Origin of the sequence: Zophobihabitans entericus, from assembly GCF_011745665.1 — a bacterium.
In the GTDB taxonomy this organism is placed as follows: Bacteria; Pseudomonadota; Gammaproteobacteria; order Enterobacterales; family Orbaceae; genus Zophobihabitans; species Zophobihabitans entericus.
Map to the genome: position 1 here is coordinate 2,308,224 of NZ_CP050253.1, position 22,699 is coordinate 2,330,922.

Consider the following 22,699-nt stretch of genomic DNA (forward strand, 5'->3'; position numbering starts at 1 on the left):
TTATTATAGTTACTTAATGGTAATTACTTAATGGCAATAATCGAACCAAAATTAAAACATTGAAACCAGGTGCTGATATGCTCAAAACCAGCTTGTTTAAGACGATTTTTATGAGTTTCAATCGAGTCAGTTAACATCACGTTCTCCAGCATGCTACGCTTTTGACTGATTTCCAGTTCGCTATAGCCATTGGCACGTTTGAAGTCATGATGCATATCAAATAACAATTCATTAATCTGAGGATCTTTAAAACTAAACTTCTCTGATAACACCAAAACCCCTTTAGGATTTAATCCCTGATAGATTTTAGTTAACAGTTTTTGTCTGTCTTCTGGCGTTAAAAATTGTAAGGTAAAGTTTAAAACTACCATTGAAGCATTATTTATCTCAATATCACAAATGTCAGCACAGATAACATCAACAGGAGTACTTGATTTAAAAGCACTGATATGACGCTGACAACGCTCAATCATGGCCGGAGAGTTATCAACTGCAATAATACGGCAATTCTGTACATTACGGCGTATGGAGAGGGTTGCAGCCCCAAGTGAACAGCCTAAATCATAGACATTGGTGTCAGACTTTACAAAACGTCCGGCCAGCATCCCAATCATAGAGATAATGTTGGAATAACCAGGTACCGAGCGTTGGATCATATCAGGAAAAACTTCCGCAACTTTCTCATCAAATGTCCAGTCACCAAGTTTTTCAATAGGAGCGGAGAATAGGGTATCTTTATTCATAATAAATTAACTTAATTAGTAATGAATCCAACCACGTATTGATGAATCACCTTTTATTTTAATTGATGATGGTGGTTCGACAAAAATATAGTCAATACGATTATCTACTTTAGAAACCTGATAAGCAGATAATGTTTGACGGCCAGGTTTAGAAGAAGCATTACCATAAACCACCATTTCTAAATACATCGGTTTTCTGGAAAGGTTAATCACTAAAGCTTTATCAAGGCTTAAACCAAGTCTTGGTGCAATTTCAGCAACACGCCCATTTGGCAGGGTAATCTCAGTTGGGTAAACTGTGACAAATCGACTATATTCTTTGCTGCCTTCAGTTTCTCCAAAGATATACACTTCAGTCTTAAGTAAATGACCGCCAAAGACAGAGATAAAGAAGATGATTAACCATGCATAATAGCGTTTTTTAGAAGAGACGATGTGACGCCGTAACATAAAAACAATCAAGGATGGAACAGAAAGTGCGAAGATAACTAGCACGGTATAAAATGTATTTACTGAAATCATATTCTTCTATATATTCTATGGGTTTAATAAAGTGAAGCATTATAGCATTCAGAAACGCTAAAAACACTAGGCGAATGCTATTTCGATGAGTTGGTACTGTTTTTATTAGTAGAGAGTTTAAATGGGTCTGTTTTTTGTTATTGCGGTTGTCTTAAGTTTTGTCATTGCTGTTTATATTGGATGCCGACTACTGGCTATTTTCAACTACAGTCAATCAGGCTATTTTTCATCTTTACCTAAGAAGATTTTCTGGGTTGTTATTATTCTTGCCAGTTTATCCTTCATTTTAACCCGAATTTTTGCAAAACCAGATGATTACTGGTTTCCATTACTAAGTAACTATATTTTCTCATTTGTTTTATGTCTGTTTTTTACCTGTATACTTTTTGATATCTTTTTTGTACTGCGTTATGCCTTTACACGTCAACGCCTAAAACCAAAACGTAAGATTAAAATGGCATACTTAGTGATTGCTATTGGCATGTTTGCTATTGGTTTACATTCAGCCAGCAGTCCAAGAACTATTATTTATGATATTACAATAGATAAACCTGCACTGGTAAAAGATTTACGTATCGTTCAGTTATCTGATATTCACGTGAGCGAGACAACCAGCCCTGAATCAATCAAAGAGTTAGTTAATAAAGTGAATTCCCTAAATGCGGACTTTATTTTTATAACTGGTGATACATTGGATATGGCTTTATTTCCATATCTGGAAAAAGGACTGCCAGCAATATTGGCCACTTTAAAATCTACTTATGGCACAATCGTTATTTTTGGTAATCACGAACATTACGGCACAAGATTAGTGACAGAAAAGAATACTCTTGATGATATTACAAAAGCATTTGAAGACTCGAATATGTTGGTTTTGCGTGATCAGGTTAAATACTATCCGGAACTGGGTATTTCTTTAATTGGACGGGATGATTATGTGGTACCACAATTAGGCAGAACTCGTTTAGAACTTAATGATTTAATCACTCAGGTTGATACTGCAAAACCTGTTTTATTACTCGACCATCAACCACGCTTTTTACCAGAGGCTGCACGTGCAGGTGTTGATGTAATGTATTCGGGGCACACTCATGCCGGGCAAGTCTTCCCAATGAATTTACTCGTTGAAATGATGTATGATAACGCCTGGGGTCAATATATGATCGGCAATCATTTCACCAGTATTGTCAGCAGCGGTTATGGCTTATGGGGACCTCCGATTCGCTTGCTTACTCAAGCTGAAATTGTTGTTACTGACATTCACTTTCAACAATAGTCTATTTATATAAAAGTATAAGAAAAACAGGGTAGGATATTTTGAATTACCAATTAGTCACCACAGATAGTGAACTGGTCACGTTTTGTGAAAAAATTAAGAACAGCCAGCAGCTTGCTTTAGATACTGAATTTGTCAGAACCCGGACTTATTATCCCCGTCTGGGACTAATTCAGGTGTATAACGCTCAGCATCTGGCTTTGATCGATCCTTTAAATATCCAGAACTGGCAGTGTTTTACTGATATTTTAAAATCAGCAGAAAGCCAGAAGTACTTTCACGCCTGTAGTGAAGACCTTGATGTTTTTATGCATGAGTTCAATTTTATTCCACAACCCTTGCTGGATAGTCAGGTTGTCGCTGCATTTTTAGATAATCCAATTAGTAGTGGTTATGCGACTTTAGTCAATAAATATTTGGGTGTTGAACTTGATAAGAGTGAAACACGCACTGATTGGTTATTACGCCCATTGACGGATAAACAGTGTCATTATGCAGCTGCAGATGTTTATTATTTAATTCCGTTAATGGATAAGCTTATTGCTCAGATTAATGCAAAAGGATGGCTGGCTGCAGCTTATGAGGATTGTCAGTTATCAATTACCCGTAAAAAACAGGTTCTGGCGTCGGCTGATGCGTATTTAGTGATTAAAAATGCCTGGCAATTAAAGACTGAAGCCTTAAGTTATCTGAAAAGACTTGCTCAGTGGCGTTTAAATTATGCAAGGCAACATGATATTGCTGTGAATTTTATTGTCCATGAAGAAGTATTATGGAAAATTGCAAAATATAAACCAACTTCTTTAGCTGAGCTTGAGTCACTGGGGATGCGCGGTAAAGAGATTCGTTTATATGGACAGATTATTTTAGATTTTCTCAAAGAACCACTAACAGAGATGGTTGAGCCAATTAGACAAGTTATTGATTATCCTGATTATAAGAAGATCGCAACCCATATTAAGCAACAAGCAGAAATAGTTGCTAAAGATGCTGATTTAAGCCCGGAACTTATTGTTTCCCGCCGTCAGATTAACCAGTATGTTAAATGGCTAAATAAAGAAGAAGCTGAACAGCCAGAGCTGCTAAGTGGGTGGCGTGGAGAGCTGCTAAAGGGAAGGCTATAAGGGGATTTCTTGTAATTAATGGTTCCTGTGTGGTTATAAGCAGGGTATTTGGCGGGGAGCACGCCCCGCTGGCGTGTATCGTTTTATCGGTATGTCTGTTTGTCGGCGATACACCCTCGAAAATGTTTCTTATACCATGCGAATACCAGCATTAAACTTAAACTTGCGCGCTGCTCTACTGAAGACACAGAAAAACATGATTGCGCCCGGGTGGCGCAGTGCGCCCAAAAACTTTATTTCATATAGAACTATTTTTCTTCCGGGGTAAGTTTTTCTATGGAATATCTCAGCATGGTTCTTGGCATATCTTTGTAATGCTGATTTAAGAAATGAATGAGTTCATCTTTATTACATTTACCCATTTCTCTTAGCATCCAGCCCGTTGCTTTATGCATAAGGTCATGTTTATCACTCAGTAACTGACTGGATAGAGTGATAATATCAGTAAAATCATTATTCTTAATAAAGGTATAACAAGAAACAACTGCAATACGACGTTCCCATAGATTGATGCTTTTAGATAATCGATAAAGGATGGAACGTTCTCTTGAATCTTTGAGATGTTCTCCAACAATGAACCGACAACTTAAATCAACCAGATCCCAGTTATTGATGTGTTGGGTATGAGCTAGGTAAAAATCATAGATGATTTGACGATAAGCTGAATCCGCTTTTTTATATTGCTCAACCAGAATTAGCAGGGCACAAAGACGGATCTCATGATAGGGACTGGCTAAAAGCTGGGTAACTTCAGCAAGTGTTAATGACAGGTATTTTTTAGCCGTTTTTCTGATATCAGGAACAACAACACCTAAAAACAGATCGCCTTCTCCATATTCTCCTTTACCGGTTTTAAAGAAACGCGGTAACTGGATCTTCTTTTCTGGATCAGAAAGCCGGGTGAGCTCAGTTTCCATCTGTTTTAGTATCATAAGTATTTAGTATTATAAATAATTAATGTAACTGATTAAGTTGTTTAGACATCGTCATGAAGTCATGATAATTCATGTAATCATCATTAACTAAAAATAAATGTGTTCCACTTGCTTTAACTGCAATTTGCAGACGCTGTTTTTCACTGTCAGTTAAATCATTAGCACAAGCAACAATATAACTTGAAGTGCAGGCTAGTAATGCTTTTTCAATTACATCAACCATTTTTTGTGCCGGAATATAAGGTAACTGTACAACTTTAGATTCTGCCAGACCAGCATATTGAATCCAGCTACGTGCAAGCATAGGACGAGAAGATAACCATAATTGCCATTTATGCTGTTGATCTAACAGACGAAGTAAAGGTAATTGTTGTTGTAATACTTGTTGTAGTGGAGAGTCAAAAGCCACGGTATTAAGTTGTTCGCTTTGTGCGACGTGAATTTGACCTGATTTGATGATACGATTTGTTTTTAGATTTTGCATAACTCACCCGAATTACTGTATTAACATACAGTGTATATTAATACAGTATTTTGGGTTTGTAAAATATTATTTTATTTAATCTATTTTATTGTCAAATTAAACTTTTAAAAATTACCAATAACTTTAAAGAAACGCTGTGCTGTAACAGGTTCACCATTAATTTCAGCTTTAGGATTATTTCTGGAATATTCAAGCTGAGAATAAACTCCCGCTTTATATTCGTCATTAGAGAAGTCCACCACATTAAATACCGGGGAACGAGCCAGGAACATCGTTAAATATTGCAGAGTCTGATGCGCCTCCTGAATATCGTTGGATGAAACTTCTGGTGCATTTGAATTTTCAATTTGTGCAATCGAATAAGCCAGTACATCAAACGGAACACTTAAATTAAATTTAAAATCATCAACATTTTCTTCTTCAACGCTCGAGAGGCTAAAGCCATCAGACACATCAACATCAGATAGATTCATAAACAGGCTAAAATCCATAGTGCCTTGAGTATTAGTCCAGGACACATTTTCCAGATTAAAGGTAACATGTTCAAATTTAGATGCATCAAATGTCTCATCATAATAGCCGGTTAACTGATTCATCAAAGAATTGCTGAAAGTTTTAAGTGGTAAATTGACATAGGAGAATTTCATCTCACCACGGCCAAGCAATTGCATATCTTGTTTCCATTGGTCAAGATTAAATGATAAGTCACCATAAATATTAACATTATCATTAGAATAGTTATTGCTGGTAAGTTGAATACTATTTAGTGTAGTTTCGTTATCTTCTGATAAGACATTTAACTGCTCGATATTAATCAGGTTATTATTAGTAAAACCTATTGCATTAATCCCATCAGCAATACTGAACCCCATTGTATAGGTAATGCCTTTAAGCTCCGTATCATAAGCACGGTAACCTCTGTTATCACTAATAGTCAAAGAATCTACAGTGACTTTACCATCAACGCCTTGTTGATCTTTTTGAGGGATAACATTAAGAGTAAAATTCCTCACATCAAAGCCTAAATCATCTTTTTGCATAATCAATTTATCCATCTGGTAATTTAGAGTAGATTGAGTAAATTGTTTATCGGTAAAAAAGTATAAATTGGTTGCTGAAATATCTACGTGATCGACATCATGTTCTGTTCCGCCATCTTTTTCTTTATTATAAACAAGAGGTTGGGAATTAACGTTTAACTCCATATTTTCACTGTAATCGACGACCAGACCTGCAATTAACTGCGGTTCAAGATTAGAAACGGTTTCATCTTGTTTAATTGTATATTCAGCGCCAGCTAATTTAGGCATTAAGCTAAATGATTTTAGACGGTTAAGTGGGAAAGGGCCGTGATAAATAGTCACAGTATCATCAAAGATCACTTTATTAATCGGAATAGATGATGGCTCAAAGAAACCTTCATAAATTTCAGCCTCAGTACGAGGCTTTATAATCTCTGCTTTTAAATGAAAAGAGGTAGAAAAAACACCTTTTTCATAATCTGTATACGAAAGTTGTAAATCAAAATAATTTTGCTGACTATTAACAACTGTTTCAAATTGATTGAGTTTACGATCAATTTTTTCCTCGATCATATTACCTGTATACCATGATGCACCAATCCACGCACATCCAAGTACTGCAATAACACCAATAGCTATAACGCTTTTTTTCATGTTTAATTATTCCTATTTACTGAGTGTTTACATTGAGTCTCAATGTAATTTAATCTTATTGTAGCTAAATTTTTTACGCTTAACATTACCAACTATGTTGGCTAAAATCATCAAGCAAATTACGAATATATTGAATTCTGTCCATTCGTTCTAAATTTTCTTTCTGTAGCTTTAAGCGATTTGGTCCATCTAAACGGAAAAGTTTAGGTGACTTCTGAATCTGACTGATTAAATAATCCGGTGAAACACGATTTTTGTCACCAAATTCAATAAATCCGCCTTTTTCACTAAACTCAATTTTAGTAATGCCTAGTTTTTGAGCCTGCTGACGTAGTTCTGTGGTTTCCAGCAGGAAACGCACCGGATCAGGTAACAGTCCAAAGCGATCAATCATTTCAACTTTGATCTCATTGATCTCCTGTTCATTATCAGTACTGGCAATACGTTTATATAGAGATAAACGAGTATTAACATCTGGAATAAAGTTATCAGGAATAAGAGTCGGTAGACGTAGTTCAAGCTCTGTTTGATTACTGCTAAGTAGTGATTCAAGTGAGGGCTCTTTACCATCTTTTAGTGACTGTACAGCGTCTTCCAGTAGTTCCATATAAAGTGTAAAACCAATAGTTTCTATTTGGCCACTTTGGTCTTCACCTAATAGTTCACCGGCACCACGAATTTCAAGGTCGTGAGTGGCAAGCGCAAAACCTGCGCCTAAATCCTCAAGTGAGGCAATCGCATCAAGACGCTTTTTAGCGTCTGCTGTCATCGCTTTTGGTGGTGGTGTTAACAGATAAGCATAAGCCTGATGGTAAGAGCGCCCGACACGCCCACGTAATTGATGCAACTGTGCCAGACCAAATTTATCGGCACGTTCGATAATAATAGTATTGGCATTAGGTACGTCAATACCGGTTTCAATAATCGTAGTGCAGATTAGTACATTAAACTTTTGATGATGAAAGTCGTTCATCACACGTTCCAGATCGCGCTCATGCATCTGACCATGCCCGATTGCCAGACGAGCTTCAGGCACCAGCTCAGCAATCTTAGCACGCGTTTTTTCAATGTTTTCAACATCATTATGCAGATAGTAGACCTGACCACCACGTAAAATTTCACGTAGTATAGCTTCGCGAATGACTAACTTTTCATACTCTCTGACAAAGGTTTTTACAGCTAAGCGACGAGCGGGTGGAGTTGCAATAATAGACAAGTCACGCATGCCACTCATCGCCATATTAAGCGTTCGCGGAATTGGGGTGGCGGTTAATGTTAAAATATCAACGTCAGCTCGCATGGCTTTAATTCGTTCTTTCTGACGCACACCAAAACGGTGCTCTTCATCAACAATTAATAGGCCAAGATCTTTCCATTTAACGTCTGTTTGCAGCAGTTTATGTGTTCCGACCACAATATCAACTTTACCTTCAGTCACATCTTTTAAAATTGCCTGTTGTTCTTTAGCCGTTTTAAAGCGTGATAACACTTCAATTCTGACTGGCCAGTTGGCAAAGCGATCTCTAAAGTTTTCAAAATGTTGCTGAGCAAGCAGGGTGGTTGGCACTAAAATTGCCACTTGTTTATGGTTGATAACGGCTAAGAAAGTTGCTCGCATAGCTACTTCCGTTTTGCCAAATCCGACATCACCACAAACCAGTCGATCCATGGCTTTAGGTTCATGCATATCACCAAGTACTGCCGCAATTGCACTTTGCTGGTCCTCGGTAATTTGATAAGGGAATGACTGACAGAATTGTTCGTACTGTTCACGATCTTGTTTAAATTCAAACCCGGGTTTTGCTTCACGCTGTGCGTAAATATCTAACAGTTCAGCAGCAACATCTCTTACTTTTTCGGCCGCTTTTTGTCTTGCCCGACTCCAGGTATCAGTACCCAGTTTATGTAGTGGTGCATTTTCTTCATCACCACCCGAATAGCGACTGATCAGATTCAGTGATGATACTGGCACATATAATTTAGTATCGTTGGCATAGCTTAAAATCAGGTATTCAGCAGTAATTCCGCCAGCTTCAAGTGTTGTTAAACCAATATAGCGCCCGACACCATGTTCAAGATGCACAACCGGTTTACCGGGAGTCAGCTCCGCCAGACTGCGAATCAATGTATCTGTATTAATAACTTGTTTATTATCTTTCTTACGACGAATAATACGCTGACCAAGCAGATCATTTTCACTTATTAATGCCAGTTGCTGACGATTATCGATAAATCCTTGTTCAGCCATACCAAGCATTAAATAGAAACGCTCATCACTATTGATTTGTGATAAAGACTGAATGATTGTTGGACGAATTTTTATACGTTGCAGAAGATCTTGTAAGGCTTCACGACGTCCTTCTGATTCGACTGAAAAAACAATCTTACCAGTAAAACTTTCAGCAAATTGGCGGAACTGATGAAAAGGCTCTTTGTGTTGATGCTGAAGGGAAATATCGGGCAGAGCCTGAAAATCTAAATTCGTTTGCTGGCTCTTTTTACGAGCAAAAGCTTCAGCTGAAAGTTGTATACGTGGATAATGTTTAAATGAGGCATAGATCTCATCAACTTTACACCAAATCACTTCTGGTGAAAGTAACGGACGCATAGGATCCACTTTACGGCTTTCATAGCGCTGACCAATATCTTGCCAGTATTTTTCTGCTGCGGTCTGAATATTTGCGGTGTTTACGACTAAAGTATTTTGTGGCAGATAGCTAAATAACGGGGCAAGTGGCTCTTTAAAAAAGAGTGCCTGCCAGTATTCGATTCCAGTTGGTAAAATATTTTTACTGACCTGCTGATAGATACTTTCCGGTTCACGGCGTACATCAAATTGTTCACGCCACTGGCTACGAAACAGTTCAATAGCCTCTTTATCAAATGGAAATTCATGAGCTGGTAATAACTGTACTTCGTTTATTTCGCTAATCGTTCTTTGTGTTTCAATATCAAAAGTACGAATACTATCAATCTCATCATCAAAGAAGTCTAAACGATAGGGCGCTTGACTCCCCATAGGATAAATATCGAGTAAAGCACCACGTGTTGCATATTCACCGTGTTCCATCACCTGACTGACAGAGCGATAACCAGCATTATCTAGTTGCATACGTAAATTATCACGCGAGATCATCTGACCTTTTTTCATGATAAAAACATGACCGGATAAGAAACTGGCTGGGCAGACTTTTTGCATCAACGTTGTAATAGGCAACAGTAAAACTCGCTTATCTGAGTGGCCTAATTGATACAGACAGGAAAGACGGTCAGAGACGATATCCTGATGAGGAGAAAAGCTATCATAAGGTAATGTTTCCCAATCCGGGAAAATCATCGAGGAATCAGTCGAAAACTGTTTTAATTCTTCGTGTAAACGGGCTGCTTGTTGCATATCATCAGTAATAATCAAAAGTGAGCCTTGATGCTGAGCAATAATTTCTGCACAAATGAGTGCGCCAGCAGAACCAACTAACTGACCATATTCTTTAATTTCTCCCGGCTGCTGCGGAAGTGAAACTGACGGTGTATGAATTGACATTTAAACGCTATCTTTAGTTATTCGAATTTACGGGATAAGAAAATTATAGGTATCCATTATAAGGATTATTAACTGAAATAACGACTAGAATTAAAGTTCTTTTTTGATGTTGTTATAGAAGGGCTTTGGTTCTGTGTTTGTTATAAGCAGGGTGATTGGCGGGGAACTCGCCCCGCTGGCGTAATTTTTGTCTTTGTGTGGTTATTAGCTTGTGTTTGTTGGGGGATACACCCCCGAACGTGTTTCTTTGGTGTGGTTGCTCGTTCTGTGAGCTTGACGGCCTACCATACTGCAGAGGCGCCCGTTCGTCAGGCCGACTGCGACCTCTACAATATGGTCTCCATCAATTTCAATAACTGATCCTAAACCCTTAAAACCCATAAATGCTTTAAAAATACAGTTGCGCGGCATAGCCGCGCCTTTGGATCTTAAAAAATAATAAATTCTTCAATTTAATCAATTAGTTAATTAATTTAAATATATAATAATATATTGATTAATAAGCATTTTTATTTAAAAGATAAATAAAGAATCTATATTGATAGAAATTATATTGAATCTAATAAAGAGAATAAGTTAGATTCAGCCTTATTTTATTTGGTGTGGTAGGTAGTAAATGGATTTACAACTGGAAAGTGTTGATTGATGGAGAGCGTACCTCATAGGTCTTAGCGAGTCCTCGAGCGGGTGCCTATGGGGTGCGGTAGGCCATCAAGTCTCACGGAACGAGCAACCACACCAAAAAGATCACATATGCGGGGCGTGCTCCCCGCCACAAACCCTGCTAATACCAACACTAAACCCAAACTCCTACATAAGCAGCGCACACCCCCTATAAACGTTTAGTGCCTTAATAAAAAACATGATAAAATAGCAACATCATTCTTAATATAAAAAATGTAATAAAATCAATAGGTTATAAATTACATTAAAATCTATTCTGCTTTAAAGGATAACGATGTATCGCCCATTATCACTGTTTATTGGTTTTCGCTATGTTTATGGCAAAAATGCTGATCGTTTCGGGCGCTTTGTATCATGGTTGTCCATGATTGGTTTAACCCTTGGTTCAATCGCTCTAATAGTGGTACTTTCTGTCATGAATGGACTTGAGCGGGAAATGCAAAAAAGCATTCTGGATTTTATTCCTCAGGTACAAATCACTTCACCAAATAATACTTTAGATCCAACACAATACCCGGCGGATCGTTTTAAAGATCTTGAGCAGGTTCAGTCAGTGACATCTCTCGTTACCGGAGAGGTCATTTTGGAAAGTGCCAGTAGCTTAACTGTCACTACATTACTGGGTATTGATCCCTCTAATTCAAACGATCCAATTCAAAGACATCTGTTTTTTGGTGACTTTTCAGGACTCGTTGCTGGCCAATATAACTTAGTCATTGGACGTACTCTGGCTGACCAGTTAAATGTAGGACCGGGCGATAAAATCAGAGTTATGTCTACGCAGGCCAGTCAGATTACTCCAATTGGCAGAATCCCAAGCCAACGATTATTTACGATCACGGGCATATTTTCAGTTAACAGTGATATTAATAAAGCATTAATTTATGTCCATCAGGACGATGCAGCACGTCTGATGCGGTATCCACAAGGAACAATCACCAGCTGGCGTCTGTTTGTTAATAACCCTTTGGATATTGAAGAGATTACTGCTCAAAAGCTACCTGATAACCTTATCTTTAAAGACTGGCGTGAACAACGTGGTGAACTTTTTCAGGCGGTTAAAATGGAAAAAAATATGATCGCCTTAATTATCAGTTTAATTATCATTGTAGCGGTATTTAATATTATTACTTCACTGGGCTTACTGGTCATGGAAAAACAAGGTGAGGTCGCTATCTTAAAAACACAGGGCTTAACTCAGCGTAGTATCATGTCTATCTTTATTGTACAAGGCGCCAGTGCTGGTATTATCGGGACTGTGCTGGGCTCGGCTATTGGTATTACTGTTGCTTTATATCTCAATGATATTATGTCTTTCCTTGGTTTATCACTATCGGGAATCTATCTGCCGTCACTCGTGGACCTCGGACAGGTTATCACCATTGTATTATCGCTAATTACTGTATCAATACTGGCTACGCTTTATCCTGCATGGCAGGCTGCCAAAACTCATCCGGCTGAGGCTCTACGTTATGAATAATTCACTAAATCAAGCACCTTTATTATCAGTTAAAGATCTTTATAAAACCTATAAAGAGGGCAAACTAACAACTGAAGTATTAAAAGGGGTTTCTTTTGATATTCAACCTGGCGCACTCATGGCAATTGTTGGCAGTTCCGGCTCAGGTAAAAGTACCTTACTTCATCTGCTCGGTGGACTTGATGCGCCAACTTCCGGTGATGTCATTTTTAAATCATCATCCTTAAAGCAGCTCTCTGAAACAGAAAAATCCCGCCTGCGTAATAAAGAAATTGGCTTTATTTATCAGTTTCATCATCTATTACCTGATTTTACAGCGCTGGAAAATGTAGCGATGCCGCTTTTGATAGCCGGAGTCAATCCTAACGAAGCTAAAGAGCGCGCTAATCAGATGTTAAGTGCTGTTAATCTGGCTCACCGGGTTAATCACAGACCATCAGAATTATCTGGTGGTGAACGTCAACGTGTGGCAATTAGTCGGGCTTTAATTAATAATCCGTCACTGGTTATGGCCGATGAACCAACCGGAAATCTTGACCAGAGCACCGCTGAAACTGTCTTTGAACTACTTATTGATTTAAATAAAAAACAGGGAACAGCGTTTTTAGTGGTAACCCATGATTTGAATCTGGCTAAAAAACTCGATATTCAGCTGGAAATGCGTAGTGGTCAACTGATTCAGTCAGGAAATACACTATGACAGGTTCATTATCATTCCTGATTGGCTGGCGATTCAGAAAAGGGCGCAGACGTAGTGGGATGTTGTCACTGGTTTCAGTGATTTCTACCTTTAGTATTGCTCTTGGTATTGCGGCTCTCATTATTGGGCTTAGTGCCATGAATGGTTTTGAACGCGAACTTAAAACCCGTATTCTCTCTGTTGTTCCCCATGGTGAGGTGTATTCCCTTGGTGAACCATTGCATAACTGGCGTAGTGTACAGGCACAACTTAACAGTCAACCTCATATTGTAGCAACAGCACCTTATGTGGAAATTGTTGGCTTGCTTGAAAATGGGAATAAATTAACCGCGGTACAGGTTAAAGGCGTTGATCCACAGCAGGAAGAGAAGATCAGCTTACTTCCTCAATATGTACAAAATGGTGCCTGGCAAAACTTCAAGTCGGATCAGCAACAAATTATTATCGGACAAGGACTTGCTGACACACTTGGAGTACAGGAAGGGAGCTGGGTAACTTTACTCATTCCAGTGCTTAATGAGAGCCAGCAACTTAAACCGCCTAAAAGGGTACGTGTACAAATTGCTGGAATTCTTAATCTGACGGGTAATCTGGGACATAAATTTGCTTTAATGCCACTGGAAGATGCGCAAAAACAAACCAATATGGGTGACAGTGTCACAGGCATTATTGTTAATGTGGATGATGTGTATCAGTCCTATCGACTCATTACTCAGGCAGTAAACAATATTAACGATTTTGTGAGTATGCGCAGCTGGGAATTTGAATACGGCTATATGTACCGTGATATTCAAATGATTCGTTCAATCATGTACTTATCTATGATTCTGGTTATTGGTGTAGCGTGCTTCAATATTGTGTCTACACTAGTTATTGCCGTTAAAGATAAGCAATCAGACATTGCCATTTTAAAAACTTTAGGGGCAGATGACCGCCTTATTCGACGTATTTTTATCTGGTATGGTCTGATCGCTGGTAGTATTGGCAGTTTGGTGGGAGTCGTTCTTGGTATAGTGGCTTCTTTACAACTCTCCAATATTATTAAGTTTATTGAGTCACTCACCGGCCATAAATTTTTGGATAGTAAAATCTATTTTGTTGATTTTCTGCCCTCGGAACTACAGATTAAAGATGTCATTATCGTTTTTATTACTGCGATGATCTTAAGTCTGATCGCCAGCTATTATCCAGCCAGAAGGGCATGTAAAATTGATCCAGCCAGAGTGCTGAGTAAAAGTTAAAAATAGATATCAATTGAACAATATAAGAGGGATAAAAAATGCTATTTTTACTCCTCTTTTTTATTCGTTTTTTTAATAAAAATCGTATTGCTCAGTCACAAAAAATGCTATTTTTTTGCTTAAAAATCAATTTCTAAGAATATTGAAAATATTTTATTTCCGGCGTATTGATTTTCTTTTTTATAGGAGTATAAAGGAGAGGAATATTCATATATTCAAAAGAACATAATCATGAGTTCAAACTTTTAACTAAGGAAAGCAAAATGGCTAAAACTCCAGCTAAAGCTCCTGCGAAAGAGCCAGCAAAAGCACCAGCTAAAGCTCCAGCGAAAGCACCTGCTAAAAAGAAATAATTAAAAATTTCTTAATGTAATGAATTAAAGGGCGTATTCAAAAATAGGCCCTTTTTTGATCCTGCTATTTACCCGACTTATTCGTAATTTTTGAAGGTGAATTAATATCTGAAAAAATGTACCTGGCAGAATAATAAAGCCATACCTCTTTATTCATTCTGATTAAGATGTTCTTTATAAGTCTCACCCCAACTGTGCATAGCATCTAAAACAACTTTGAGTTCAGTTCCGTGTGTAGTTAAAGAGTATTCCACTTTAGGCGGAACCTCTGCATAAACAGTTCTGTTTACCAGTCCATCTTCTTCCATTGATCGTAGTTGCTGCGTTAACATTTTCTGGCTAATAGAGCCAATACTGGTACGTAGCTGACCAAATCGTTTAGTACCATCCATAAGGTCACGCAGGATTAATACTTTCCATTTATCACCAATCATGAGTAGTGTGGTTTCAACCGGGCAAGGAGGGAGTAATTTCATTTAATTTACCTATTTTTCCTTTATTAGTTACTTTTTGGTAACTAGATAACTAAAAGGTGCTTACTTTTCATTAGTAACTAATGGGAGTATTATAAATTCAATCAGATTATCTGGCAAACATTGTTAAGCTAATAATCTATTATGTAATTAGATGAAATAAGGAGAATCAAATGAAAGTTGCTGTAATTGGAGCTACAGGAAAGTCAGGTCAGCATATTGTGACAGAAGCATTAAATAAAGGTTATGAAGTCACCGCAATTGTACGTGATAAAACCAAAATCACACATGATAAAGTTAAAGTGCTAGAACGCAATATCTTTGATTTAACGGTTAATGATATTAAAGGTTTTGATGCAGTTATCAACGCTTTTAGTGCACCACAAAATGATCAGCATCAGCATGTGGTTGCCATGCAACACTTGATTAAAATCTTTGAGCAAGTTCCTCAGGTTCGTTTACTAGTAGTTGGCGGAGCTGGTAGTTTATATGTTGATCCACAAAAATCAGTGCGTTTATCCAGTACTCCTGATTTCCCTGACGCTTATAAACCGACGGCACTCAATATGGCAGAATCTTTTGATCTATTAAAAGTAAGTAAAGTAAACTGGACTTACTTCAGCCCGGCGGCATTTTATGATCCTGATGGAAAAAGAACAGGTAAATATCAATTAGGGACTGACTTTTTAATGACTAATAAAGAAGGGCAAAGCTATATCAGCTATGCTGATTATGCAATCGCAATGGTGGCTGAACTGGCTAATAAAGCATTTATTAAAAAACGTTTCACTATTGTTGCAGCATAATTCTATTGAGGTCATCCATTAGCCAATAATCAACAGGATTATTGGCTAATCACTTCTGATAAATCCGGATATTTTTGAATTAAAATTAACTTTTTGATAAATAAAATTTTTGCCTAAATCAAATAACTTATCGGTTTCAGCTATTTTATACCTGATTTTATTTATTCTTTAATATTGTATTCTATTAAAACATCATTATACTAGTTCAATGATACAAGACTAACTTATAAATCAAATCAGGAGTTTCCTTTGTCTTCTTCCAAAATTGAATTTTACGGTGGGCGATTTTTTGTCGCCGTGCCTATTATAGTGTTCTTAATTATCACCGTTTATCTGTTTATTTTTGAAAAAGCCTTTGATATGACAGGACTTGCCATGGGAGGATTCCTTGGTCTGGTTGCTGGTGCTTTCTTTTCTAAAAATTGGGTGAATTACTGGAACGGAGCTATTTCTGGTATTGCGACTGAACTGACGGGTGTTCTGGTTTGTATTTTAGTATTTGCTGGTATCTTCTCCGATATGATGAAAGCAGGTGGTATTGCCAGTGGGTTTGTCTGGCTAGGTGTTGAAACAGGTATTACAGGTGCACTATTTTGTGCTTTTACCTTTATTGCTACTGCAATTATTGCAACAGCGACTGGAACATCAATTGGTACCATATTTACCGCTGTACCAGTCTTTTTTGCTGCTGGTGTACAACTTGGCGGAGATCCAGCCATGCTTGCCGGAGCTATTTTAAGCGGTGCTATCTTTGGTGATAACCTGGCTCCGGTATCTGATGTAACAGTCATATCAGCCAGTACTCAAACTTATCAGGAGTCGGGGGCAACAGCAGAAGTTGGCGGTGTAGTTGTCTCCCGTACTCCATATGCCATAATTGCTGCGCTGCTTACAATTCCATTCTACTTAATCCTTGGTGGCAGCAGTAACGTCAGTTTTGAATTAATTGAGAATGCCAGTCCAACTGCTTTAATTATGTTATTACCTGTGATTGTTTTGGTGGTTCTGGCTATTATTACTAAAAATATCTTTCAGGCTTTGATTGTTGGTATTATTACTGGTGTTGTGGTTGGCTTGCTGGCCGGTCGTTTTGAACTGTCTCAAGTACTGTTAATTAAAGATGGTAATGTCAGCGGATTTATTTATGGTGGTATTTCCCATATGACCGGAACAATCATGCTATGTTTATCACTATTTGCGGTTATTGGTATCTTTGAAAAAAGTGGTGCACTGGATGCTATTACCAATAAACTACTGAAATCAGAAGGCTCAATCACTCCTCGCAGAACTGAAACAGTACTGGCTATTGGTTCACTTATTTGTTCAACACTATTTGCCGGTGTAACCAGTGCTGCATTGATTATGTTTGGCCCAATTGGTGATAAAGTCGGTAAACAATCAAATTTACATCCTTTCCGCCGCTCTCATATTATGAGCTCGATGGCAAATAGTATTCCAGTCCTGTTACCATTTAGCGCATTTGTCTTTATTGTGATGAGTGCTGTTAAGAGCCAGGTAATGGGAGATGTGCTGACCCCATTTACACTTTTATATAGCGCATTATATCCTTGGGCACTATTTGTTGTTTTTTCTGTCAGCATTTATACTGGTTGGGGACGTCGTTTTGAAGGTAAAAATAGGGCGTCAATCAAGCAAAATTCTCAGGAGCCAAACTGATGAATCACAATGATATCTTTCAATTATACGATTTACACGTTGAAGTTGTTCCGGGTGATAAGCCGTACGTTTGCTCTCATCATACCGGACAAGGATTTGATGTCGTCGGTGAAAACCTGATCTTTCCTGAAGGCGGTAAGTTCTCTTTATATGCCTTAGCAGCGTTACTGCCAATTTTACCAGCCAAACAACGCATGACACACAGTAATGACTGGATGACAACTGATGCTTTAATCGCTTGTCCTGATCCTTATTGTGGTGCCAGATTTAAAATTACCAGAACTAAAATGACTGAATTTAAACATAGTGATTGTACCGTTGTTCCTTTAAATTCTTCTGTAGATGCAGATAAGGATACACTGAATGTTAAATAAAAGAATGAATATCACTCCGGAATATAGTACTTGCCGTGTGATTAATGGTGGATGGCAGCTCTCTGAGGGGCATGCGCTACAAAATACAATTGATACAGCTCCGGTTCTTAAGGCTTTTCATCAATTAGTCGAGCAAGGCTTTAACACTTTTGACTGTGCAGATATTTATACTGGCGTTGAAGAACTTATTGGCCAGTTTATTTTGGAAAGAAAAAAGAGTATTGGGCGTGATGATACTCAGGTTCACACCAAATTTGTACCTGATTTGTCTATTCTGGGTGAAATTGATTTCAATTATGTAGAAAGAATCATCGTTCGTAGCCTGAAACGTTTAAATAAAGAACGGCTAGACTTAGTTCAATTCCACTGGTGGGATTATAATGTTAACGGTTGTCTGGATATTGCTGGTCATTTAGTTCGTTTAAAAGAAAAGGGGTTAATCGCCAATTTAGGCACGACTAACTTTGATACTAAACATTTAAAAGAACTGGTTAAAGCAGGGTATCCATTAGTCAGTAATCAGACTCAATATTCAGTCCTTGACCGTAGACCAGAAAAAGAAATGGTTGATTTCTGTCAGACAAATAATGTGAAATTACTCTGTTACGGTTCACTTGCGGGTGGTTTCTTGTCTGAACGCTGGATTGATCAGGCAAAACCAAGCAGTCTGGAAAATCGTTCTTTAGTTAAATATCAACTAGTCATTGAAGATTCACTTGGTTGGGATGGTTATCAAAAGCTGCTTAAACTCATGAAAGAAATAGGGCTTAAACGTGGATGTTCGTTGTCCAATGTTGCAACCATGTATGTGTTAAATAAACCGGCGGTAGCTGCGGCTATCATCGGAACCCGAAGTGAGCGCCATATTCTGTCCAATCAGCAGATATTTAAAGCAGAATTATTACCAGAAGACTACAAAGCCATTGATAAGTTAATTAATCAATATCCTATTATTGACGGTGAACCTTTTGAATTAGAGCGTCTGGAAGGTGGTAAACATCGTAATATTATGAAAATGAACCTGAATGAGGAATAGTTTCAATTATATAAATCATTTCATTATTCAATAATAAAAAAATTTCAAATAAAAGGATGGATATCACAATATTCATCCTTTTTTAAATCTGACTCATAATCCCTCATAAATTATTCCTCAATAAAACAAAATGTGACAACGTCACTAAAAAATCACTTATTTTTAACTATGACTTATAGGATCCAGATCTAAAAGAGTAGGATCTTGTGATCATATTTTCTTATGATCTGAGAATAATCAATTGTTCACAGGTGATAGTGAGCATTTGCTCACCTAAAATGAGCAAAAGTTTAGCTAAATTTAATAACTATAACTTTAACTTATAGGAAGTTTAGATTTTAAGAAACCAGGATATCATTCAGATTAGTTAGTGCATTTGCTTAATAAATTAGCTAACGATTGAAATTCCGTCATAGCGTCATACATATGTAATTTAACAACTTTTCTTGTTTATCCCAAAAGTTATTCACAGAATTTGTGAGTAACTTTTAGATTATCCACATATCAATTTAAGTGATGTGAGTAAGAATATGCATAAAGAGATAGCTAGTAATGACAAGGCTTAATCAAAATCTATGGAAACAACCTAAACATAAAATGATAAGAATGAAACAAAACTAAGACAATATATTCGATGATAAGCTAATTTAAAATTGAGATAGATAGATTTAAGAAATAAATTATGAATAAGATCTAAGATTAGAGATATCAAAACTTAACTTAGTTTTATAGAATTATTTTAATATTATGGTCAGCTTTTTGGTTCAGTTAATCAGAACCAGAGTGAACCTGGTTAAAAAGAAGTTATTAATTGTAGTAAAATAGATTAGTTTTTAGCTGGAAATCATCCGAAATTAAATCTGCTGGATAATTATATTGAAGACCTCTGAGATTGCTTATATTTATATTTTGGTTCGCATAATGTATATTATGTTAAATAATATAATGATAAATAATATTATTAATCAAAATGTTGCCTATACCTTGTGTTATATAGTAAATACCCACTAACTTATCTCGAAATAATAACTACCCTGCTTAATTTAAGCAAAAAATATAGTTTTTTGAATCTGACTCCTGTAGTAAAAACGCTAAAATGAAAACTTTATATTTGTAGTTATAAATATAAAAGTAAAAGTCAGCCAAAAATATCAGGAGGATTTTTATGACTATAAGAAATGATTCCATATCTAACGATAAAACGGTTTTAATAACTGGCTAGATTATCTCCGCTGGAACCTATTGTTCACAAAAAGATATAGCAAGTGTGTTAGTACATTGGAGGTGGATTGTAGCTGGATAATAAGCTCTCAGGTGATTCGAGTTAATGGTAGTTTTGCTTAACAACCTCTTAAACTGGCAAGTTCTTACCCTACTTCAAACCTTGAATTTTACTGTCCTGTATAAATAAATGTGGCTTGCCAGAACTTAAATTTCACTAAAAATTATTTTTAATTGATATCTGTCAATTATAAAAATAATTAATTAATTTTAATAACGCCAACAAATTATGCAATAAATTATCAAAATTTGAGATATAGATCCAAAATTCATCTCATTTAACAAATCGACAAAAATAAATGAAAATGTTAATCTACACCAAGACCCTTTCGCGACTGACTAATTGTATATAAACAATAAATAAAATAGAAATCTTTATCATGCATAATAACTCTTACAAAAGGCTACGCTCAAATAGCTATTCTGTGCCTTGTGAGCTTTGTAGTATAGGCTCCTTGTGTATTCCTATGATTCAGGACTGCACACTGGGAAACTTATTAAATCAGAAAAAAGCTCTTGCTAAAAATGAGATCGCAGTAAAAGCCGGCGATCCATTTAATAAATTATATGTGATCCACTCTGGTTGCCTGAAAAGCTATGTGATCACAAATAACGGTACCCAGCAGATCACCGGATTCTATTTACCGGGAGATATCCTTGGTTATGAAGCTATTTGTGAAAACAAATATCATAACTACATTGAAGCCCTGACCCATACATTAGTTTGTGAAGTCAAATATGACCGTCTGATTGCTTTTGGTAATGAAAGTGCTTCTATTCGTGAACACAATATTCGTTTAATGAGTAATGAAATCTTAAATCAACAAAGACTGATTATGATTTTTGCTCAGAAGAATGCTGAAGAACGTCTGGCAACATTTGTTTATTCAATGTATCGTCGATACGCTCAACGTGGTCATACTTCACTAAATATTAAATTAGCCATGAGCCGTGCAGATATTGCTAATCATCTGGGCTTAACTATTGAAACTGTGAGCCGTATCTTCACCCGACTACAGCAAGCAGAAATTTTGATGGTAAAAGGTAAATATATTCTGATCAAAAATTTATCTGAATTAATTAAAGCCGCCGGAGAGTCAGAATAACTTTTTCTGCTCTCTTTTTGCTATAAATCTATGATAGAATATCGCAGTTTCCTATTCTGATAAATAAGGTCTTACCCATGACTTCATTGAAAAAAACATTTTTAGCAGCCGCACTATTTACCCTATTACCTGTATCATTTAGTTCATTTGCTGCAGAAGAGCTTACTCCGGAAAGAGCTGAGGCCCTGACTTCATTTAAAGAAGTGACATCTCGTGGTACTTATATGAGTTTTAGTGATGCTGCTCGTGCAATATCTAAAATTGCAGATAAAGAAGGTGCAGCCTACTTTTATATAACAAGCATGAACACCCATAGCAGTAATCCATCTTTACGAATTGTTTACGCTAACCTCTATAAAGCTGATGCAGTAGCAAAAGAAGAAGAAAAACCTAAATTAAGACAATTCAGAGGCGTATACGAATATCCAAAAACAATTGCAGTTGGTTTTGAACCTTATGACTGGGTAAGATTACGTGCTTATTATCCTAACCAATATGATATCAATGAAGCTGTTGGTAAAGCGGCCGCAGCTAAAGGTGCTTACGCTTTCTATATTGATCGACAAATAGAAACCAACTCGCGTAATACTGAGGTTACTGCTTATTTATTTAAAGAAGATGCTCCTATTCGTCATGTGCAACCAGAAAATGCTATTCCATATGATTCAGAAGCAGGACGCCAGGCACTAGCCGAAGGTGGTGAAGCTGCATTACAAGTTGAGAAACCAGGCTACTATTCTTCAACAGCATTCAATGAACAGTATTATGCTGAGAAATTTGAAGGAACTAAATCAGGATCCCAATCAGCAACAACTGAACAAGTTAAACCAACTGCTACAGCTGAAACAACAGCAGTAAATACAGCTGGAGTAACAACACAAACCCCATCAACAGCAACTTCATCATCAATTTTACCACCTACAAGAAGTCGTTACACTGTCACGCTACCTAACGGCACTAAAGTTGAAGAATTAAATGATGCAACAGCGGCTAAGATGGTTCCGTTTGATTCGATCTCTTTCCGTGGCTATTTTGCGACAGATACAGATATTTCGTATCAGGCAGCAAAACGTGCAGCTGAAATGGGAGCGAAATATTATCATATTACTCGTGTAGCAGAAAATTCACGTGGTGTTAACAGAACAGTTTATATTGATTTATTCAGATAATTATTATTTTTTATAAAT

Annotated in this window: 18 protein-coding genes; 11 read left to right on the forward strand and 7 right to left on the reverse strand. The window is 37.0% G+C overall.

Annotated features, from left to right (window positions below; all coding sequences use genetic code 11):
• Window positions 1-23: 23 nt before the first annotated feature.
• A complete protein-coding gene (gene cmoA / locus IPMB12_RS10490; RefSeq protein ID WP_407704088.1) occupies window positions 24-746 on the reverse strand; it encodes a carboxy-S-adenosyl-L-methionine synthase CmoA in 723 nt (240 codons plus the stop codon).
• Between the two features lie 12 nt (window positions 747-758).
• A complete protein-coding gene (locus tag IPMB12_RS10495; RefSeq protein ID WP_166917373.1) occupies window positions 759-1,265 on the reverse strand; it encodes a hypothetical protein in 507 nt (168 codons plus the stop codon).
• A gap of 121 nt (window positions 1,266-1,386) precedes the next feature.
• Between IPMB12_RS10495 and IPMB12_RS10500 the strand changes: the two genes are divergently transcribed.
• Entirely contained in the window at window positions 1,387-2,541 is a 1,155-nt protein-coding gene (locus IPMB12_RS10500; protein WP_166917374.1) for a metallophosphoesterase, read from the forward strand.
• A 41-nt stretch (window positions 2,542-2,582) separates the two neighbouring features.
• Window positions 2,583-3,665, forward strand: a complete 1,083-nt coding sequence (gene rnd, locus IPMB12_RS10505; RefSeq protein WP_166917375.1) for a ribonuclease D — start codon at window positions 2,583-2,585, stop codon at window positions 3,663-3,665.
• Between the two features lie 248 nt (window positions 3,666-3,913).
• On the opposite strand, the gene IPMB12_RS10510 is transcribed toward rnd, so the two are convergent.
• The 4 genes from IPMB12_RS10510 to mfd all read right to left on the reverse strand — a co-directional run bounded on the left by IPMB12_RS10510 (window position 3,914) and on the right by mfd (window position 10,301).
• On the reverse strand, window positions 3,914-4,597 hold the full coding sequence (locus tag IPMB12_RS10510) for a DNA alkylation repair protein (protein WP_166917376.1): 684 nt from the start codon (window positions 4,595-4,597) through the stop codon (window positions 3,914-3,916).
• Between the two features lie 22 nt (window positions 4,598-4,619).
• The gene (locus IPMB12_RS10515; RefSeq protein WP_166917377.1) at window positions 4,620-5,084 is read right to left on the reverse strand and encodes a SulA-like leucine-rich domain-containing protein; all 465 of its coding nucleotides are present in this window, start codon (window positions 5,082-5,084) and stop codon (window positions 4,620-4,622) included.
• A 104-nt stretch (window positions 5,085-5,188) separates the two neighbouring features.
• Window positions 5,189-6,760, reverse strand: coding sequence for a YdgA family protein (locus tag IPMB12_RS10520; protein WP_166917378.1), 1,572 nt, complete (start codon window positions 6,758-6,760; stop codon window positions 5,189-5,191).
• Window positions 6,761-6,845: 85 nt separating this feature from the next.
• Window positions 6,846-10,301: a transcription-repair coupling factor gene (gene mfd, locus IPMB12_RS10525; protein ID WP_166917379.1), complete on the reverse strand. Its 3,456-nt coding sequence runs from the start codon at window positions 10,299-10,301 to the stop codon at window positions 6,846-6,848.
• Between the two features lie 958 nt (window positions 10,302-11,259).
• Between mfd and lolC the strand changes: the two genes are divergently transcribed.
• Genes lolC through lolE form a run of 3 tightly spaced genes read left to right on the forward strand, consistent with a single transcriptional unit; the run spans window position 11,260 to window position 14,406 of the window.
• Window positions 11,260-12,465 carry a lipoprotein-releasing ABC transporter permease subunit LolC gene (lolC, locus tag IPMB12_RS10530; RefSeq protein WP_166917380.1) on the forward strand — a complete coding sequence of 402 codons (1,206 nt, stop codon included), beginning with the start codon at window positions 11,260-11,262 and terminating at the stop codon, window positions 12,463-12,465.
• Entirely contained in the window at window positions 12,458-13,165 is a 708-nt protein-coding gene (lolD, locus tag IPMB12_RS10535) for a lipoprotein-releasing ABC transporter ATP-binding protein LolD (protein ID WP_166917381.1), read from the forward strand. The genes lolC and lolD overlap by 8 nt, the downstream gene beginning before the upstream one ends.
• The gene (gene lolE, locus IPMB12_RS10540) at window positions 13,162-14,406 is read left to right on the forward strand and encodes a lipoprotein-releasing ABC transporter permease subunit LolE (RefSeq protein WP_166917382.1); all 1,245 of its coding nucleotides are present in this window, start codon (window positions 13,162-13,164) and stop codon (window positions 14,404-14,406) included. Before lolD ends, lolE begins: the two co-directional genes overlap by 4 nt.
• Window positions 14,407-14,908: 502 nt before the next feature.
• Here lolE and IPMB12_RS10550 read toward each other — a convergent pair.
• Window positions 14,909-15,235 carry a winged helix-turn-helix transcriptional regulator gene (locus IPMB12_RS10550; RefSeq protein ID WP_166917383.1) on the reverse strand — a complete coding sequence of 109 codons (327 nt, stop codon included), beginning with the start codon at window positions 15,233-15,235 and terminating at the stop codon, window positions 14,909-14,911.
• 170 nt (window positions 15,236-15,405) lie between these two features.
• On the opposite strand from IPMB12_RS10550, the gene IPMB12_RS10555 reads away from it, so the two are divergent.
• The 6 genes from IPMB12_RS10555 to IPMB12_RS10580 all read left to right on the forward strand — a co-directional run bounded on the left by IPMB12_RS10555 (window position 15,406) and on the right by IPMB12_RS10580 (window position 22,681).
• Window positions 15,406-16,038 (forward strand): NAD(P)-dependent oxidoreductase, encoded by a 633-nt coding sequence (locus IPMB12_RS10555; RefSeq protein ID WP_166917384.1) that lies wholly within the window; start codon window positions 15,406-15,408, stop codon window positions 16,036-16,038.
• Window positions 16,039-16,287: 249 nt separating this feature from the next.
• Window positions 16,288-17,715, forward strand: coding sequence for a Na+/H+ antiporter NhaC family protein (locus IPMB12_RS10560; protein WP_166917385.1), 1,428 nt, complete (start codon window positions 16,288-16,290; stop codon window positions 17,713-17,715).
• Window positions 17,715-18,089: a TIGR04076 family protein gene (locus IPMB12_RS10565; protein WP_166917386.1), complete on the forward strand. Its 375-nt coding sequence runs from the start codon at window positions 17,715-17,717 to the stop codon at window positions 18,087-18,089. Before IPMB12_RS10560 ends, IPMB12_RS10565 begins: the two co-directional genes overlap by 1 nt.
• Window positions 18,079-19,125: an aldo/keto reductase gene (locus IPMB12_RS10570; RefSeq protein ID WP_166917387.1), complete on the forward strand. Its 1,047-nt coding sequence runs from the start codon at window positions 18,079-18,081 to the stop codon at window positions 19,123-19,125. The genes IPMB12_RS10565 and IPMB12_RS10570 overlap by 11 nt, the downstream gene beginning before the upstream one ends.
• A 1,661-nt stretch (window positions 19,126-20,786) precedes the next feature.
• Window positions 20,787-21,512 (forward strand): fumarate/nitrate reduction transcriptional regulator Fnr, encoded by a 726-nt coding sequence (gene fnr, locus IPMB12_RS10575; RefSeq protein ID WP_166917388.1) that lies wholly within the window; start codon window positions 20,787-20,789, stop codon window positions 21,510-21,512.
• 77 nt (window positions 21,513-21,589) lie between these two features.
• Entirely contained in the window at window positions 21,590-22,681 is a 1,092-nt protein-coding gene (locus IPMB12_RS10580) for a YdgH/BhsA/McbA-like domain containing protein (protein WP_166917389.1), read from the forward strand.
• The last annotated feature ends 18 nt before the right edge of the window (window positions 22,682-22,699 follow it).